Raw genomic sequence first — 15462 nt, forward strand, 5'->3', positions numbered from 1 at the left:
TTGGTTGAGTTGATTGATACGATCTTGCACATTCATGGCAATAGGCTGAGCTTCTTTTGGTTTTGCTCTTTATCGCCTATTGCCGCTTCCTAGTGCATTCCTCTCTTCAAATTTCTACAAAGTCCAAGGCCTTAGCTTTTACGGGTTCTGACAGGGCTCCAAATCGGCGATCGCGATTTTGGAAGGCTAGCAGTGCCTGGTGAAACTGTTGGCGGTCAAACTGGGGCCAAAATACATTAGTAAAGTACATCTCGGCGTAGGCCATTTGCCATAGTAAAAAATTGCTGAGCCGCTGCTCGCCACTGGTGCGAATTAACAGATCTGGATCGCTACAGCCAGAAGTATAGAGATGACGTTCCAACAGCTCTTCAGTAATCGCATCAGCAGACAGCTCACCCTGCTCAACACGTTCAGCAACCGAGCGACAGGCCTGAGTAATTTCATGGCGGCTACCGTAATTGATAGCAACATTAAACTCCACAGCATCGTTATGTTTGGTTTGCTCCATAGAGCGTTCCATTTCACGACGCAGGGATGTATGTAAACCGTCTAGATCACCAATAAAACGAATACGTACCCCCTCTGCATGCATTTCCGCTAACTCTTTGCGTAGCAAGCGCTCAAACAGAACCATCAGAAAATCGACTTCTTCGTGGGGACGTCGCCAATTCTCAGTCGAGAAGGCATAGGCAGTTAGAGCTCCAATCCCCCAATCCTTACAGCAGCGCAGCAAATCTTTGAGCACAATGGCCCCTCGACGATGGCCTTCAATCCGGGGTAAACCTTGGCTCTGAGCCCAGCGGCCATTGCCATCCATAATCACAGCAACGTGGTTAGGTAGACCGCGAGGGTCAAGGTCAGACGGTAGAGTTTTCAGAGTTTGGATCGTCATAATTGCAGATACGTATTGCTCCAAATATGCCTTAAACGTGAATGGCCTGTCTGTGCTGTCACGCAACCGATATAGTCAAGTTCAAGGAAAAATTAAAATATTGGCTCTTACGAAACCATTGACTTTCATACAATCATCCACACAACGCTCCTTAACTAAGAACGGTGACATGATTCAAGGATGCCCTAAATCATTGAAATTTAGACGTCTCTATAATCTATGAACAGCAGACTACAGAAAGTGCATCAAAATCCTTTGATTAAAAGACAGGTCAGACCAGTGTACCCCCTTGCTTGTTTACACCCTATAGGGTTCTTTGTCTGAGATTGTAGGTAAGGGTTTGAATTTAAAGGTCTGAAAAAGTCGGAATATCCTATGCGCAATGGCTTGGAAGATAACGGTAGTCTATCAATGGTTTTCCATTGACTGTGGCCGATGGGTGTCGATACTGCTATCGAATTTACGGATTATCTACTCTATGAGAAAACAGGACAACACCTCAGTGACCTGCAATGCTGCATATTGAAGCAGGTATGGGGAGGCAAAACCTACCGTGCGATCGCAACCATTGCTGGCTATAGTGAAGGTCATGTAAAAGATGTCGCGTCTCAGTTATGGCGCTTGCTTTCCGATGTATTAGGGGAGCGCATTACTAAGGGTAATTACCGTTCACGGCTGGTCTACTGGCTGAAACGTGCCAAACGCAAAATGGTGCACGTTGCTGAGGAAGCCTGGCCCCGCGTTAGTGCATCGCATACCTCGCAATCCACTCAAAAAACGATCCCAAACAGCGAATCGCCAATTTTAGATCCACATTTTATTGGTCGGAGCGCAGCGCTTGAAACAATCAATACCATTAGTCATCAAGGGCACAAAATCATCGTTATTCAAGGTGAGGGCGGGCTAGGCAAAACCACCCTCGCCCAGCATTATTTACGGCAAATGACATTCGATGTAGTGCTAGAGTGGCGTATTGCGCAGGAAACCTCCAGCTTAACTGCGGTTAAAAATATTCTCGACGAGTGGCTGCGTCAGGATCTCAATGATGAACCCGGTCAGGACTTGAGTATTAGCCTGAGTCGATTAAAACGTCATCTAAAACAAAAACGCGTTGGTATTCTCATTGACAACCTTGAGCCCGCTCTAGATGGTGATGGACAATTTGTTATTGAGGCTCGTTGTTATGCAGAACTCCTAAAGTTGTTAGCGGATTTTTCCATTAATGCAACAACCTTAATAACTAGCCGCGATCGTCTCTGTGAGCCAGGCATCCGAGCGTATCATTATCGCCTACCTCGTCTCACCTTTACAGATTGGCAACAGTGTTTTACATATCATCAATTGCGCCTACCTGAGGTTGACAAGATTTTGCAGAGGTTACACCGTGCCTATGGTGGTAACGCCAAGGCAATGGAGATTTTATGTAGTACAGTACAAACTGATTTCAATGGTGACCTAGAGGCCTATTGGCAAGCTTACGGCGCAGACCCGTTAGCAGAGATTGATTTAAATAACCTGGTCATCAGCCAAATCAATCGACTCCAGTGCCTCGACCTCATAGCGTATCAACTCTTGTGTCGTCTGAGCTGTTATCGCTATCAAACCATTGCTACACTATCGCTGCCTGCTGTTCTGGCTCAATGTAACAGTACCGACGGTCAGCGGGCGATTTCATCTCTTCGCAACCGCTCACTGATTGAGATGGAAAATGGCCAATATTGGCTGCATCCAGTCATTCGTGCTGTCGCGATTGAACGGCTACGACAAAGCGACCTCTGGTATCAGGCTAATCAGGTAGCTGCCCAGTATTGGACTAATAGCATAGAGAAACTAACAGAACTGCTAGATGCTCAGAAAGCATTGGAAGCCTACTATCACTATGTTGCGATCGATGAATATCAGGCAGCAGCACAGGTGCTGTTGCAGAGCCGTCATAACCAATGGCAACAGTTCTTACCCCTGGCCAGTAGCCTGTATCGCATGGGCTTATTGCAACCTGTCAGCACATTAATTTTAGAAGTGTTATCCCATCTGGAAACGGCACCTGACCCATTGCCCCAGGTGAGCGAACTCCGTAATATTCTGGGCGATATTTATTGGATTACGGGGGAAATTAGTCAGGCCATTGAATGTCAGCAAGGTGCGATCTCAACTACTCAGCAGCGACTAGCGATTACGGATCCAGCAGATTCCCTCAACCACTATTACCTCCAGATGTTAAACATCGATTCACGGTTGAGCCTGGGACTGTATGCCATGGATCTATGGGAACTAGACCAAGCCAAAGCAGCCTTTAATACCGTTATAGAACTTGGGCAAGATACCCCACATCAGGCTTGGGCAGATAAGGCAATGGTTGCCCTGGCCCTGGCCCTGGCCTATCATAATCAAACGAAAGCTGCCCACACCCTCGCTAGCCAATGCCTCAGCACCTTTGCCCATCACAGTCCAAAGTCAGGCAGACTCGCCTATTTTATCCAGCTTTTGGGGCAAACCTATGGTCAGCTAGGGGATATGGAACAAGCTGAAACATTACATCAGCAGGCCCTCACATTTGCTGATGTTGGCCATTATCTACAAGTAAAAGCAAAAGCTCTGACTGGATTAGCCACCATTGCCCGCCAGCGTCAGCATATGGATAGGGCAATGGACTATCACAGACAGTCCATTGCCCTATTTCATAGCATTGGTGCCAAGTGCGACCTAGCCAATGCCCATGTGGAACTAGGACATAGCTATATGAGCCTTCATCAAAAAGATACTGCCCATGAGCACTGGCATCGTGCCCTAGCTTTATACTCTGATATTCATGCCCAAAAACAGGTTAACCGAGTAGAAAAACTATTAGGTTAAATGACTGACTGTAGAGTCAAATCAATTGATATTAAAAAAACAGCCTGTTCATTTTGAAAATCAGTGAGTCCCAGTATAAGCCGCTATCTACAGGCGGGTTTTATAGGCAGATCATACGAAATACTGATTTCTTCATCAGCGATTTATCCAACTATCGAAGTTACTGACTATTCTAGAAATGTGCCGAACGAGCACATCAGCAATCTTCCCCGAGACAGAAGGTAGCTGTCAGTACGATCTAGTCTCTTTGATTCTGAAAGCCAATGATTAGACTGTGCGGTGCAAACCGGCAGTCTTTTTTTTTGCGCATCTCACTTTCCAATCAAAAACCACGTATTGTAAAAGGTAAAAATACTGCCTTTAATCAAGAAGTTTTATTCATTTTCAGGCACTATCTTCCCTAAAAAATAGCAATCACAAAAAACTGTTACAGCTACAGAAATCATTAATATTGATTAGTATGCGAATGAAGACCTGTGTAGCCCTATTCTTGACACATCATATCAATTGGCGTTCTCTTTTTGTTGTCGCGATCGCAACGTTGTTGCATCAATACCGTCATCGCTCACAGCCTCGAACACAACTTGATCATCCTGAGACAGCCCTTCCAGATAATAAATCCATTCGAAGATAGCCTTTGTGCTGAGTATGTGAAACGCAGAGATAATCACTAAGAGGTGCTTCAGTGCCATAGGCTCAATGTGAATCATGGGAGAGAAAAACACATTACCAATGGTGTCATAGGAACTTGTTGCCACTAAAACCTTGGCTGGATCTACTCAATTGCTGCTGCTGCGAATTGTTCGACGGCATCAAAGCCTAAGCCTTTACGCAGAATGACTGGCTCATCTTCAGTCATATCCAAAATCGTCGATGCCAGATAGCTCGGCTCAGCTTCACTATCAATAATCAGATCAACCTGCTTCTCTAAAGCATCAAACAACTCATAGCGAGAGAAGTAAGCTTCATCCATATCCCCCGTATGGGCCGACGTGGAAATAATCGGGTTGCCCAGACTCTTCAAGAGTGCCTGACACACTGCACTATCCGGCACCCGAATCCCTGTCGTCTTACGTTTAGGATTCATCACTAGCTTCGGCACTAATTTTGTCGCAGGCAAAATAAATGTATAGGGTCCTGGCACCAGATAACGCATTGTCCGATAGGCCGGATCACTGACATAGGCATACTCAGCAATATTCGACAGCGACGAGCACAGAAATGTCAGGGGTTTATCATTTGACAGTTTCTTGAGCTGCCGTACCCGCTTAATGGCATTCTTAGACAGCAAATCACAGCCAATAGCATAAACAGTATCAGTGGCGTAGAGCATCACCGCACCACTTTGCAACTGCTTACGAATTTTCTCGACTTTAAACAATTGAGGCGACTCTGGATGGAGAGTATAAATTGTAGCCATGGGTCGAGCCCTCACTCGTGACTCGCTACTGCAAACTGTATCGTAACGAGTGCTACCGTATTTTTACGAAAACGGCTAATTCTCTTAACAAAAGTCCTATGGTCACCTCCAGCTTTGAAACATGTGTACCACTACATCAGCAAACGTTTTCCTTAGATCACGCGGCGTTCACTAAGTTACTTACCCACACCGAAAACCTACTGATCATTCAAGATTTGGATGGAGTGTGCATGGGACTGGTTAAAGATCCCCTCAACCGTGAAATCCATCCATCATATGTAGAAGCTGTCACAGCCTATGATGGTCATTTTTTTGTTCTGACCAATGGTGAACACATTGGCAAACGAGGAATTAACGGCATTATTGAAAAGGCATTAGGGAAAGACGTGAGCGATTGTCACTTACCAGGGCTAGCAGCCGGAGGTGTGCAGTGGCAGGACCGCTACGGCCAGTTAAACCACCCTGGCGTCAGTGATGATGAGCTCATTTTTCTTCAATCTGTCCCCAATCGGATTACAACAGCCCTGCGTGAGTTTTTGAACAACCTTAACCACGGTTTATCCTCAGAAGTTCTAAACCACTGCATCAATGCATCAGTACTAGACAATGTGGCATCCCCTACAGCCAACCTCAACACGTTTTACGAAAAGCTTGCCAATCCAGCGCTTTATCAACAAATTCAAGAACACATGAAAGTGCTAATGGATCAGCTTTTGACAGAGGCTGTAGAAAAAGGCTTGGGGGACTCATTTTTTGTGCACTATGCCCCTAACTTAGGGCGCAACAACAATGGTGACGAAGCTGTATGGTGGGCCAATGAGACCACTTCAGGCACCACAGATTTTCAATTTATGCTGCGCGGAGCCATTAAGGAAGCTGGAGTACTGGCTTTACTTAATCGCTATTACTTCAAGAAAATAGGGGTACACCCCTTAGGGATTGGATTTAATGCGCGGCAAGCCCCTAGAACGATGGATGATATGTTGGCTCTGGTCAAGCAAGACTTTGACCCGGCGCACATGCCGCTGATCATTGGTGTTGGTGATACGGTTACCAGCCAGGCTGTGGAGACAGAAGATGGATTGGTGTTTCAGCGTGGTGGGAGCGATCGCAACTTCCTCCAGCTGATCCAAAATATCGGCCACGTCTTTAATAATGGCAATCTCGTCGCCTATGTCGACAGCAGTGGTGGAGAACTTAAAAATCGTCGTCCCGTCCAAGTGGAGACCCAAAATGGTATCTCAAAAGTAACCCAAGGCCCTGGTGATCCACGGGATAATAGCGACCCGCTAAAGCTAAATGTGGTTTTTCCTGGTGGTCATCAGCAATATTGCCAGATATTCGAAACAGGTGCCCACGGGCGGCGACAATTGTAACCTGAGAGGGTCAGCTTCGGAATTCATTGGGCGGTATAGCCATCAAGCTGGGCAGGCTCGCGACACCGACGCCTCAACCACAATATCCGGGACCGATACTAGAGCATTGCGATGGCAACTGTCATCGCAATGCTCTATCTACCTAAGGTGCAATCGGAAAGCAGATAGTCTCGATACGGTGGCATCTCATGCTCATAACAGCCGCGCTGCGCAATGGTGCAGGCATGATTGGCGAAGCTAAATGAACAAAGGATCATATTAGTCAGCCAACAAAAAATGAAACCCTTAAAGTAGGACTAAAACGTTACAAAACTGACTCTAACCAATTTTCTAAATTGATAAAGATAATCAATCGAAGACTTATATAAACCGTTGTAAACTTGAGTAAAGGCCATCGATCAGACCATGTCGCTAGTGCTACATTAATCCTATAGAAACAACTGAATAGCTGTCAGGCAAATCCAATTGTTCCTGACATTTGAAATCCAAATCTTCTTCAGGTTTAGCTATGTGTCTAAGTAGGGTTAGCATCATTTCAAGTAATTGAAAAAAGCAACCAAATCTCAATCGATATAAGGCAAGTAGCAAATTTGAATCGTAAACCCTAGCAACTTAATCTTATCTATTTCTCCAACCAAATTAACAGTAGACTAGCGATTGTTTTTGAGTTTTGCCAAGTTAAAAGGGACCAGTTAGAAATAACTGGTCCCTATTTTAATGAATAATTTTAGACCGCATAAATCTGTACTAAGCCAATAGTTAAAGCAATAATGATTGATTGGCTAGCCCTCGTCATTGGGAATACGCGATGGCACTGGGCCTGGTTTCAGGATGATCACTTACAACACGTTTGGCACCATGAACATCTAGTCAATAGCCAAACACCCACCCCAGACTTATCCTCAATTTTGGCAGCCCATGCCCCCTCTCAGATACGGCTCTTACCAATTGAATCTCTCAATATTTGGGCTGTTTCAGTGGTGCCCAGCCAAACACGGGGGGTGGAACATATATCTACGATTCGATGGCTCCGTCATTTTCCTTTAGAGAAGGTGTATCCCACCATGGGGCTGGATCGCATTGTTACGCTTTGGGGCGCGGGTCAGCACTATAGTTGGCCTACTTTGGTCATCGATGGAGGTACCGCACTGACATTTACAGCGGGAGACGCTGGTACGTTTGTGGGAGGAGCCATTTTATTGGGCGTGCGATCGCATCTAGCTGCCTTACATCACTACACCGCAGCACTCCCCCATCTCAGCCCGCCGCCACACTTACCAACACGGTGGGCTCAGGATACTCCTAGTGCCATTCAAGGCGGTGTAATTCATACCATCCTGGCTAGCATCCATGAATTTATTCACAGCTGGATCAGCCAATATCCTGACACATCTATTCTATTCACAGGCGGTGACGGCGAGTATCTCCATCGCCTTTACCTGGCGCAATATCAGATACAACAAAACCAGGCTCTAGTAAATAGAACCTGGTTTGATCCAAACCTTATGTTTTGGGGAATCTCTGCTTACCGCAAGGAGGAAACTCGAGAACTATAGGCTGTAGTATCAGTACCGGCTGTCGCTGAAGGAATTGCTGATTCGTTATCCATTTGCTGTAGACGCACTACTCGATCACGAGGATTTGGGTGCGTGCTAAAGATAGCTGGTGGGCTGTTGCCACTATCTAGCTTTTGCATCAGCGTTGCCATACCAGTCTGATCATAGCCAGCTTCACCCATGGTGACAAAGCCATGTTCGTCAGCTACAAGCTCATCTCTACGGCTGTTGGGCAGAGTCAATGCCACATCCACAGCAATCCCCACCATTTGGTTGCGGCTCAGCCCAAAGGCCCCGGCCACACCCTGGGCAATGGCAACATCTCGCATCTGATCAAGGGCATGCTTTTCGGCAATGTGTCCAATTTCGTGTCCAAGCACCCCTGCAACCTCTGCCTCATTGTCAGCCGCGGCGAGCAGACCAGTCGTAATGTATACATACCCCCCCATCGTGGCAAACGCATTAATGCTGTCGTCTTCAACCACCTGAAATACGTAGGGGATATCTGGACGATCGCTATGGGGAATCAGGCTCTGACCAATTTGATCTACATAAGCTGTGAGGGAGGAATCTCGATGTAGTCGAAATGAGCTAGAAAGCAGCTGTTGATTAACCTGCTTACCCAGACTAACTTCCTGCTCATCAGACATATTGGTAATCTGAAACACTTGAATCGTCGGCAAAATGATGTCGAGCAAACCGGCAGTAGCAGGTCTTGGTGTAAAGACGCCAAAACTTAACGTCACGAAAAAAGCCATCAAGCCATAGGCTAAACGGCGTTGCCAGCGATTACCCCAGCGGAGAAATGCATTAGACATGGTCAGCTTACTGTAGTGAAACGATGAATCAAACAAAAGACAGGTACGGTCAACTCTGAAGTTGGACAACGACAACAGTCAATTGATGTCCATGGTTTGACCATAACGATAGCTGCCGAGGCTTAATCTGGAGGCTGTGACAGTTAATTGACTGTAAATTTGGGCACTAAACCCAGCTTAAGCAGTCACATGAGGAGGCAGCATTCGTCAACTGGCGGATACTCCATCAATCTACGATTTGACACTGCAACCCAGGCACTGCTTAATAGTCTGACGCCCATTTAATCGACATGCCCCATGGTTAAATACTAACGATTGCTTTGCATATTCTGTATAGAGACGTTGCATGTCTGTTACATTATCGCTTGGGCTAATCAGCGCTTTCAAACGCACTAAGTCTAAATAGTAGGGATTGTTCGGAGTGCCAGAAACTATGGCTATTTTGGATTCTAAAGGCCGCTTATTTGGCAAAATCAGTCTCCTAGATATTGGAGCAGGACTGATTATTCTAATGGTGGCAGTTGCCATATTTTTCTACCCTGGTGCCTCAGGTTCGGTGGCCCCAGTTGGAGCTGTTAATCAGGAGGTCGAAGTCGATGTGATGACTCGAGGTTTGACTGTTCTCAATCCTGAACAGTTTCTAGACGACCTGAAGGCTGAAGGCACTACCAAAATCATTATTCGCAATCAACCCTACGGCCAAGTTACCGTCAAAGATGTGCAAGCTCTGCCCCGTAGCACTGCCGTCCCCCAACCTGATGGCTCAGTGAAATCGTTTCCTGATCCAAGACCTGAACTAGGATTTACGGCTGACATGTTGATCACTCTGACAGGAACCGCCGAGATTACCAAGGATGGTCCTGTCTTAGGCAATAGCAGAATTAAAATTGGCACCCCCATTGAATTAGAAGGCAAAATCTACACGTTTAAAGCTAGTACGGTAGCTGTTCGTATCCTTGAGTGATCCGGCAAAGAATGTGATTTAAATCACATTCTTTGCTCAGCCAACTATCATTCTTTTTTTAAAAGCTCTCAGACTTCTATCAGAGGCTATTCAGATGTGTTGTCCAAAATCACAGATAAGAAAGCATTAAAAACTTCCTTTCTTTGGAGGACACACTATGAAACGCTTCGTACTTTCTGGTTTATCAGTTCTATTAGCTGCTGCTGCTATTACACCTGCTGTTGAAGCTAAAAGTCCTACTCATGATTCTTTAGTAGACACCACTCTTCAGCAGCGTCGGTTAGATGCGTTGGATCAGCGCACGAAGAGCAGTGATTCTTTGGTCAATACTACGCTTCAGCAGCGTCGCCTAGATGAGCTAAATCTACGCACAAAAAGCAGCGGCTCACTAACTGACACGACTATCCAGCAATATCGTCTCGACGCTCTAGATACACGCGATAAGTCATAGTCAATAGCATTTGATCCGCTTTTTCTCAATTAATTTCAGGGCTTAGGGGGCAAATCATTGCCCCCATTTTTTTGGATTATTGGCCAATGTTCTGGGGCAATGGCAGGAGAATCGTTATGATTAAAATTAATTGACATTTCTTAAAGGTTTTTGTCGTCCATGACTGCAGCTGCCGACTCGCAGGGTATTAAGCAATTTTTGGAAAAACGCATTTTACTAGGTCGGCCCCTGACTACTGAGTTAACCGCTATCTTGCTGGTGTACTTTGTGCAAGGCATCTTAGGTCTGGCTCGGTTAGCAATTAGTTTTTTTCTTAAGGATGATTTAGGTCTGAGCCCTGCAGAAGTTGCAGCACTCACCGGAATCGCTAGCTTACCTTGGACCATTAAGCCCCTATTCGGATTCTTATCTGATGGCTTACCTATCATTGGCTATCGCAGACGCCCCTATCTAGTCTTATCGGGCGTGATGGGTACAGCGGCTTGGCTGACCTTGGCAACCCTCGCTAATACCGCTTGGCTAGCGACCACGATGATCTTGCTCAGTTCGCTGTCTGTTGCGATCGCAGACGTGATTGTGGATTCCTTAGTGGTCGAGCGTGCCCGTCAAGAATCCCAGAGCGAAGTTGGCACCCTCCAGTCACTGTGCTGGGGGGCGTCTGCCCTAGGGGGGGTACTAACGGCCTACCTGGGCGGATTACTCTTGGAGCAAACAAGTACCCGCGTAGTTTTTGCGGTAACCGCCACATTTCCCCTAATTGTCTCCGTCGTCGCCTGGCTGATTGCAGAGGAACCGGCCCAAGAAAAAGCAAACTTTCAAACGGTATGGAGTCAGGTCAAACAGCTAAAGGCAGCCTTTAGCCAACGGGTCATTTGGATGCCTGCTTTATTTCTGTTTCTCTGGCAGTCCACCCCCAGTGCTGATTCAGCTTTTTTCTTTTTCACCACTAACGATTTAGGGTTCGAGCCTGAATTTCTAGGACGAGTCCGCCTAGTCACCAGTCTGGCAGCCCTGGTAGGTATCGCTATTTTTCAGCGCTTTCTCAAAGCCGTTCCATTTCGGACAATTTTTGCTTGGTCTACCGTTCTAGCAGCGTTGGGGGGCATGACCACATTGCTTTTGGTGACCCATGCGAATCGCAGCATCGGTATTGACGATCACTGGTTTAGTCTTGGCGATAGCGCAATTCTTACCATCATGGGCCAAATTGCGTTTATGCCTGTGCTGGTCTTGTCAGCAAGACTATGCCCCGCTGGTGTAGAAGCCACCCTCTTTGCGCTGCTAATGTCGATTGTCAATCTGGCCGGTCTTGTTTCCCATGAGCTAGGTGCCCTCTTAACCCATTGGTTGCATGTGACTGAGACAGATTTTGAGAATTTGTGGCTGCTCGTAACCATTACCAGTCTCACGACGTTATTACCACTGCCACTACTATTTTTGCTCCCTAGCACGTCTGCATCGTCAGACATGGAATTATCTGAGGCCGATGGGGAAGACGCTGCTGACAAAGATTCAGCGGCTCCAGAACCGGTACTTACATCGTCATAACGCGCTAGCCAATTAGGTGGTGATTAACATCACACGCAGGCCTTACACATTCACAATTCATACCCGAATCACATCAATTACCTCTTCCTATGCAGACTCTCTCATCTCCCAGTGCTTCCACTAGCTTTGACATGGACGATTGGCGTAGCGGCTATCGTTCACAGCCCAATGAGTATGCCTATGCAATTGAAGACATTGATGGCACCATTCCCGCTGAACTAGAAGGAACACTCTTTCGGAATGGCCCAGGATTACTCGATGTTAACGGTTATCCTGTACACCATCCTTTCGATGGCGATGGCATGATTACGGCCATCTCTATTGCCCAAGGCAAAGCCTATTTTCGCAATCGCTTTGTACGTACCGAGGGTTATGTCAAAGAACGAGCTGCTGGAAAACCTCTCTATCGCGGTGTATTTGGTACCCAAAAACCCGGTGGTCCCATGGCCAATGCCTTTGATTTACGCCTCAAGAACATCGCCAATACCAATGTGATTTATTGGGGCGAAAAATTGCTGGCCCTATGGGAAGCAGCGGAACCCCATCGACTCAATCCTGAGACATTAGACACCCTGGGTCTGGATTACTTAGACGGTGTGCTCAAACCGGGGGAAGCTTTTTCTGCCCATCCACGGATTGATCCAAGTTGCGATCGCACCAACAACCAACCCTGCCTGGTCAACTTCGGCGTTAAAACGGGACTATCTAGCACCATTACCCTCTACGAATTTGATCCAAAAGGCCGCCTGGTGCATACTCACCGCCGCAATATTCCAGGGTTCGCGTTTCTGCACGACTTCGCCATCACCCCGAACTACTGCATCTTCTTTCAAAACCCGGTGAGCTTTAATCCCATACCTTACCTGGCAGGCATCAAAGGAGCTGCTGAATGTATTCAGTTCAATGAGAAACAACCCACACGAGCCATTGTTATTCCCCGCGATGGCATCAGCCCCATTCAAACAGTTGATCTGCAACCCTGCTTTGTTTTCCATCATGCCAATGCGTTCGAGGCTGATGGCAAGCTCTACTTAGATTCCGTTTGCTATCAAGAATTTCCCGATCTTAAAGGTGCAGAAAACTACTTAGAAGCTGATTTTAGTCGAATTCCTGAAGGACAGCTATGGCGTTTTGAATTAGACCTGACCACAGAGACTAGCCAAGCGGACTGTTTAATTGAGCGCGGTTGCGAGTTTCCTGACCTAAACCCCAACAACGTGGGTCGTCCCTACCGCTATTTATACATTGGTGTTGCCCATCAGCCCCAAGGTAATGCCCCTCTCCAGGCTGTACTTAAACGGGATTTAGCCACTGGCAAAGAAGAGATTTGGAGTTTTGCCCCCCGCGGCTTTGCCGGTGAACCGATCTTTGTGCCGCGTCCCAATAGCACAGTTGAAGATGATGGCTGGATTTTAAGTCAGTTTTACAATGCCGAACGCGGTTGCTCAGAGCTAGCAATTTTAGATGCTCAACATGTGACACAAGGTCCGGTAGCCACACTGAAGCTCCCCCATCATGTGCCCTACGGATTGCATGGTAATTTCACGCAGGATTTTGTGATACCTGCGTAGAACACAACGGTTTTTACCAATACCCAGGCTTCTCACCGTCTCCCTTAATCAGGGATCGTGCCGATTTGTGGCACCAGAAAGTTGAAGCCTGGCAACAGACGGGCACTATGCGTAGTGTAACCAAGTGACAAATAACACCCGTACCGACGATGAATTCTAACCCAACATCAGGTAACAAAACCTTGAACTACCGCTTGCGCACCAATCAACAAGGCATCTGTCTTGATGTCTGGGAAGATAGCCATGCGTTTACTCCAGGCCAAGCATCTTATCGCTTTTTTGTAACCTATCAGCTCAAATCCGCCGACGATGCCCAGGCCATCCTAGATCGCTACTTGATCGCCAATGACATGTACCACGCCGTACCCTCTAACGATGCAGTAACTCCCATTCATTTAAGAACCCTTGCGGGGTCGCAATCTTGATGCGATTAAGACACATCTTCAGATAGCTGCTGTAGCTCTCGCTGTTCTTCTTCTAAATAATAATCCCCGACATCAGCTCCATTGATAGGAATCGCTTCGTAACGCAGCAAGCCCTCCACATATACTTGCTTACCGACAGCAGGTGGCTCTTGTTGAGTCAAGATCCACACCTGCCCGGTGCCATCATCAATCTGATATAGCCAGCCATTCAAAATCGTTAGATGTTGCTTTACCGAGCCTTGGAGAGGAACCGACCGCTCAACACGCTGGGGTTGACGCAGGGAATCAATCGTAACCGTTGATTGAGGCAGAGAGATAACGGGCACTTGGCCACCCGATGGGGATTGACAAGCGGAACAGATCGCCATGAAGCTGATTCCGAGGCTGAATATAATCAGTCTGTAATTTAAAAAACGCATTGCAAAAGGAGTCTGTCAGGGTTCACGTCTGTCAGGGTCCAATCAAAGCATTCGAGCATCAGTCAATTTAGGAAAGGCTGTGCAACGAATGCATATTGGTTTTGTTTATCAGTTATCAAGCAGGCCATGTTGACTTGAAACGCTCGCATTTGGGTCAAGGAGTAGCCTTTGGTACTCTGGATAGAGCCAATGTGGCTAGTATCCCCTAATTGACTAGCTGCATCGGTAAAGTCGCCGATAAAGTTAGTAAAAATTTCATGGCCCAGCGGTTAGATGGCAAAGCACTTGCCAACAAAATTCAATCCCAGCTCGCAGCCAACATTAATCATGACAGTGAGCATAGGGACAGACCACCTGGCTTAGCCGTACTAATGGTAGGTGACCATCCCGCCAGTGCCGCTTACGTCAGAAATAAAGAACGGGCCTGCGAACGGCTAGGAATTGCATCTTTTGGCTCCCATTTACCTGCTGACACGTCTCAAGCGACGGTCGCTGAAATAATTGACCAGCTGAATCAAGATGACCGAGTAGATGGCATTTTAGTTCAGCTACCTCTACCTGACCATATAGATGCTGTAGCACTGCTTAATCGCATCGATCCGGCTAAGGATGCTGATGGATTGCATCCTGAAAATATGGGGCGGCTGATACGTGGAGAATCTGGCCTGCGCAGCTGCACTCCCGCTGGCGTCATGGCTGTCCTGAAGGAGTACAACATTGAACCAGCCGGGAAAAAGGCTGTTGTATTAGGGCGTAGCATCTTAGTCGGTAAACCGATGGCCCTCATGTTGCTAGAGGCAAATGCCACGGTCACGATTGCCCACTCTCGAACACAAGATTTAGCTGAACTATGCCGTCAGGCAGATATTTTAGTTGCGGCTGTGGGCCGCCCCAATATGATCGGTGCTGATTGGGTCAAACCAGGAGCCACTGTGATTGATGTGGGAATTAATCGTATTCAGGATGCCGAGTCAGGCAAATCTCGACTGGTTGGAGATGTTGATTTTGCCAGTGTGGAGCCCCTAGCTGGAGCAATTACCCCCGTACCCGGTGGAATTGGCCCCATGACAGTGACCATGTTGTTGCACAATACAGTATTAAGCTACCGTAAACGATTTAATGGTTAATTAATAGTTAGCCTTTTCGTTTTTAACGCCACGCGATCTCAT

The 15462-nt window shown here is 46.9% G+C and carries 14 protein-coding genes; 9 read left to right on the forward strand and 5 right to left on the reverse strand.

Features of this window, described 5'->3' with window-relative positions; all coding sequences use genetic code 11:
• Positions 1 to 106: 106 nt before the first annotated feature.
• Positions 107 to 892 (reverse strand): polyprenyl diphosphate synthase, encoded by a 786-nt coding sequence (uppS, locus tag QGP82_RS19435; RefSeq protein WP_499060729.1) that lies wholly within the window; start codon positions 890 to 892, stop codon positions 107 to 109.
• A 435-nt stretch (positions 893 to 1327) separates the two neighbouring features.
• On the opposite strand from uppS, the gene QGP82_RS19440 reads away from it, so the two are divergent.
• A complete protein-coding gene (locus tag QGP82_RS19440; protein ID WP_163659902.1) occupies positions 1328 to 3745 on the forward strand; it encodes a tetratricopeptide repeat protein in 2418 nt (805 codons plus the stop codon).
• Positions 3746 to 4248: 503 nt separating this feature from the next.
• Here QGP82_RS19440 and QGP82_RS19445 read toward each other — a convergent pair.
• Together QGP82_RS19445 and QGP82_RS19450 are read right to left on the reverse strand one after the other, a co-directional pair.
• Complete coding sequence (locus QGP82_RS19445) at positions 4249 to 4503, reverse strand: hypothetical protein (RefSeq protein WP_163659904.1); 255 nt, start codon at positions 4501 to 4503, stop codon at positions 4249 to 4251.
• Positions 4504 to 4520: 17 nt separating this feature from the next.
• Positions 4521 to 5165: an L-threonylcarbamoyladenylate synthase gene (locus QGP82_RS19450; protein ID WP_163659906.1), complete on the reverse strand. Its 645-nt coding sequence runs from the start codon at positions 5163 to 5165 to the stop codon at positions 4521 to 4523.
• 98 nt (positions 5166 to 5263) lie between these two features.
• On the opposite strand from QGP82_RS19450, the gene stpA reads away from it, so the two are divergent.
• Complete coding sequence (gene stpA, locus QGP82_RS19455; RefSeq protein ID WP_499060730.1) at positions 5264 to 6541, forward strand: glucosylglycerol 3-phosphatase; 1278 nt, start codon at positions 5264 to 5266, stop codon at positions 6539 to 6541.
• A 770-nt stretch (positions 6542 to 7311) separates the two neighbouring features.
• Positions 7312 to 8097 (forward strand): pantothenate kinase, encoded by a 786-nt coding sequence (locus QGP82_RS19460; RefSeq protein WP_163659910.1) that lies wholly within the window; start codon positions 7312 to 7314, stop codon positions 8095 to 8097.
• Here QGP82_RS19460 and QGP82_RS19465 read toward each other — a convergent pair.
• The gene (locus QGP82_RS19465; RefSeq protein WP_163659912.1) at positions 8067 to 8915 is read right to left on the reverse strand and encodes a M48 family metallopeptidase; all 849 of its coding nucleotides are present in this window, start codon (positions 8913 to 8915) and stop codon (positions 8067 to 8069) included. The genes QGP82_RS19460 and QGP82_RS19465 overlap by 31 nt on opposite strands.
• 433 nt (positions 8916 to 9348) lie before the next feature.
• Here QGP82_RS19465 and QGP82_RS19470 point away from each other — a divergent pair, with 433 nt between their 5' ends.
• The 5 genes from QGP82_RS19470 (at position 9349) to QGP82_RS19490 (ending at position 13874) form a co-directional block, all read left to right on the forward strand.
• Positions 9349 to 9879 (forward strand): DUF4330 domain-containing protein, encoded by a 531-nt coding sequence (locus tag QGP82_RS19470; protein WP_163659914.1) that lies wholly within the window; start codon positions 9349 to 9351, stop codon positions 9877 to 9879.
• Positions 9880 to 10036: 157 nt separating this feature from the next.
• Positions 10037 to 10330: a hypothetical protein gene (locus QGP82_RS19475; RefSeq protein ID WP_163659916.1), complete on the forward strand. Its 294-nt coding sequence runs from the start codon at positions 10037 to 10039 to the stop codon at positions 10328 to 10330.
• Between the two features lie 159 nt (positions 10331 to 10489).
• On the forward strand, positions 10490 to 11878 hold the full coding sequence (locus QGP82_RS19480) for a folate/biopterin family MFS transporter (protein ID WP_163659918.1): 1389 nt from the start codon (positions 10490 to 10492) through the stop codon (positions 11876 to 11878).
• An 89-nt stretch (positions 11879 to 11967) separates the two neighbouring features.
• Complete coding sequence (locus QGP82_RS19485; RefSeq protein ID WP_499060732.1) at positions 11968 to 13449, forward strand: carotenoid oxygenase family protein; 1482 nt, start codon at positions 11968 to 11970, stop codon at positions 13447 to 13449.
• A 149-nt stretch (positions 13450 to 13598) separates the two neighbouring features.
• Positions 13599 to 13874: a hypothetical protein gene (locus tag QGP82_RS19490; RefSeq protein WP_163659922.1), complete on the forward strand. Its 276-nt coding sequence runs from the start codon at positions 13599 to 13601 to the stop codon at positions 13872 to 13874.
• Positions 13875 to 13879: 5 nt separating this feature from the next.
• Here the strand turns inward: QGP82_RS19490 and QGP82_RS19495 are convergent, their stop codons facing one another.
• The gene (locus tag QGP82_RS19495) at positions 13880 to 14242 is read right to left on the reverse strand and encodes a hypothetical protein (RefSeq protein ID WP_163702828.1); all 363 of its coding nucleotides are present in this window, start codon (positions 14240 to 14242) and stop codon (positions 13880 to 13882) included.
• 308 nt (positions 14243 to 14550) lie between these two features.
• Between QGP82_RS19495 and folD the strand changes: the two genes are divergently transcribed.
• Entirely contained in the window at positions 14551 to 15420 is an 870-nt protein-coding gene (gene folD, locus QGP82_RS19500) for a bifunctional methylenetetrahydrofolate dehydrogenase/methenyltetrahydrofolate cyclohydrolase FolD (RefSeq protein ID WP_163659925.1), read from the forward strand.
• Positions 15421 to 15462 lie beyond the last annotated feature (42 nt).

It is taken from the genome of Leptothoe sp. LEGE 181152 (genome assembly GCF_032906605.1).
Lineage (GTDB): Bacteria > Cyanobacteriota > Cyanobacteriia > Phormidesmidales > Phormidesmidaceae > Leptothoe > Leptothoe turfae.

What these genes read in the sequence shown, in the direction of transcription:
- uppS (WP_499060729.1), bottom strand. Translation starts at nt 892, where the DNA reads ATGACGATCCAAACTCTGAAAACTCTACCGTCTGACCTTGACCCTCGC.
- QGP82_RS19440 (WP_163659902.1), top strand. Translation starts at nt 1,328, where the DNA reads ATGGGTGTCGATACTGCTATCGAATTTACGGATTATCTACTCTATGAG.
- QGP82_RS19450 (WP_163659906.1), bottom strand. Translation starts at nt 5,165, where the DNA reads ATGGCTACAATTTATACTCTCCATCCAGAGTCGCCTCAATTGTTTAAA.
- stpA (WP_499060730.1), top strand. Translation starts at nt 5,264, where the DNA reads ATGGTCACCTCCAGCTTTGAAACATGTGTACCACTACATCAGCAAACG.
- QGP82_RS19460 (WP_163659910.1), top strand. Translation starts at nt 7,312, where the DNA reads ATGATTGATTGGCTAGCCCTCGTCATTGGGAATACGCGATGGCACTGG.
- QGP82_RS19465 (WP_163659912.1), bottom strand. Translation starts at nt 8,915, where the DNA reads ATGTCTAATGCATTTCTCCGCTGGGGTAATCGCTGGCAACGCCGTTTA.
- QGP82_RS19470 (WP_163659914.1), top strand. Translation starts at nt 9,349, where the DNA reads ATGGCTATTTTGGATTCTAAAGGCCGCTTATTTGGCAAAATCAGTCTC.
- QGP82_RS19475 (WP_163659916.1), top strand. Translation starts at nt 10,037, where the DNA reads ATGAAACGCTTCGTACTTTCTGGTTTATCAGTTCTATTAGCTGCTGCT.
- QGP82_RS19480 (WP_163659918.1), top strand. Translation starts at nt 10,490, where the DNA reads ATGACTGCAGCTGCCGACTCGCAGGGTATTAAGCAATTTTTGGAAAAA.
- QGP82_RS19485 (WP_499060732.1), top strand. Translation starts at nt 11,968, where the DNA reads ATGCAGACTCTCTCATCTCCCAGTGCTTCCACTAGCTTTGACATGGAC.
- QGP82_RS19490 (WP_163659922.1), top strand. Translation starts at nt 13,599, where the DNA reads ATGAATTCTAACCCAACATCAGGTAACAAAACCTTGAACTACCGCTTG.
- QGP82_RS19495 (WP_163702828.1), bottom strand. Translation starts at nt 14,242, where the DNA reads ATGGCGATCTGTTCCGCTTGTCAATCCCCATCGGGTGGCCAAGTGCCC.
- folD (WP_163659925.1), top strand. Translation starts at nt 14,551, where the DNA reads ATGGCCCAGCGGTTAGATGGCAAAGCACTTGCCAACAAAATTCAATCC.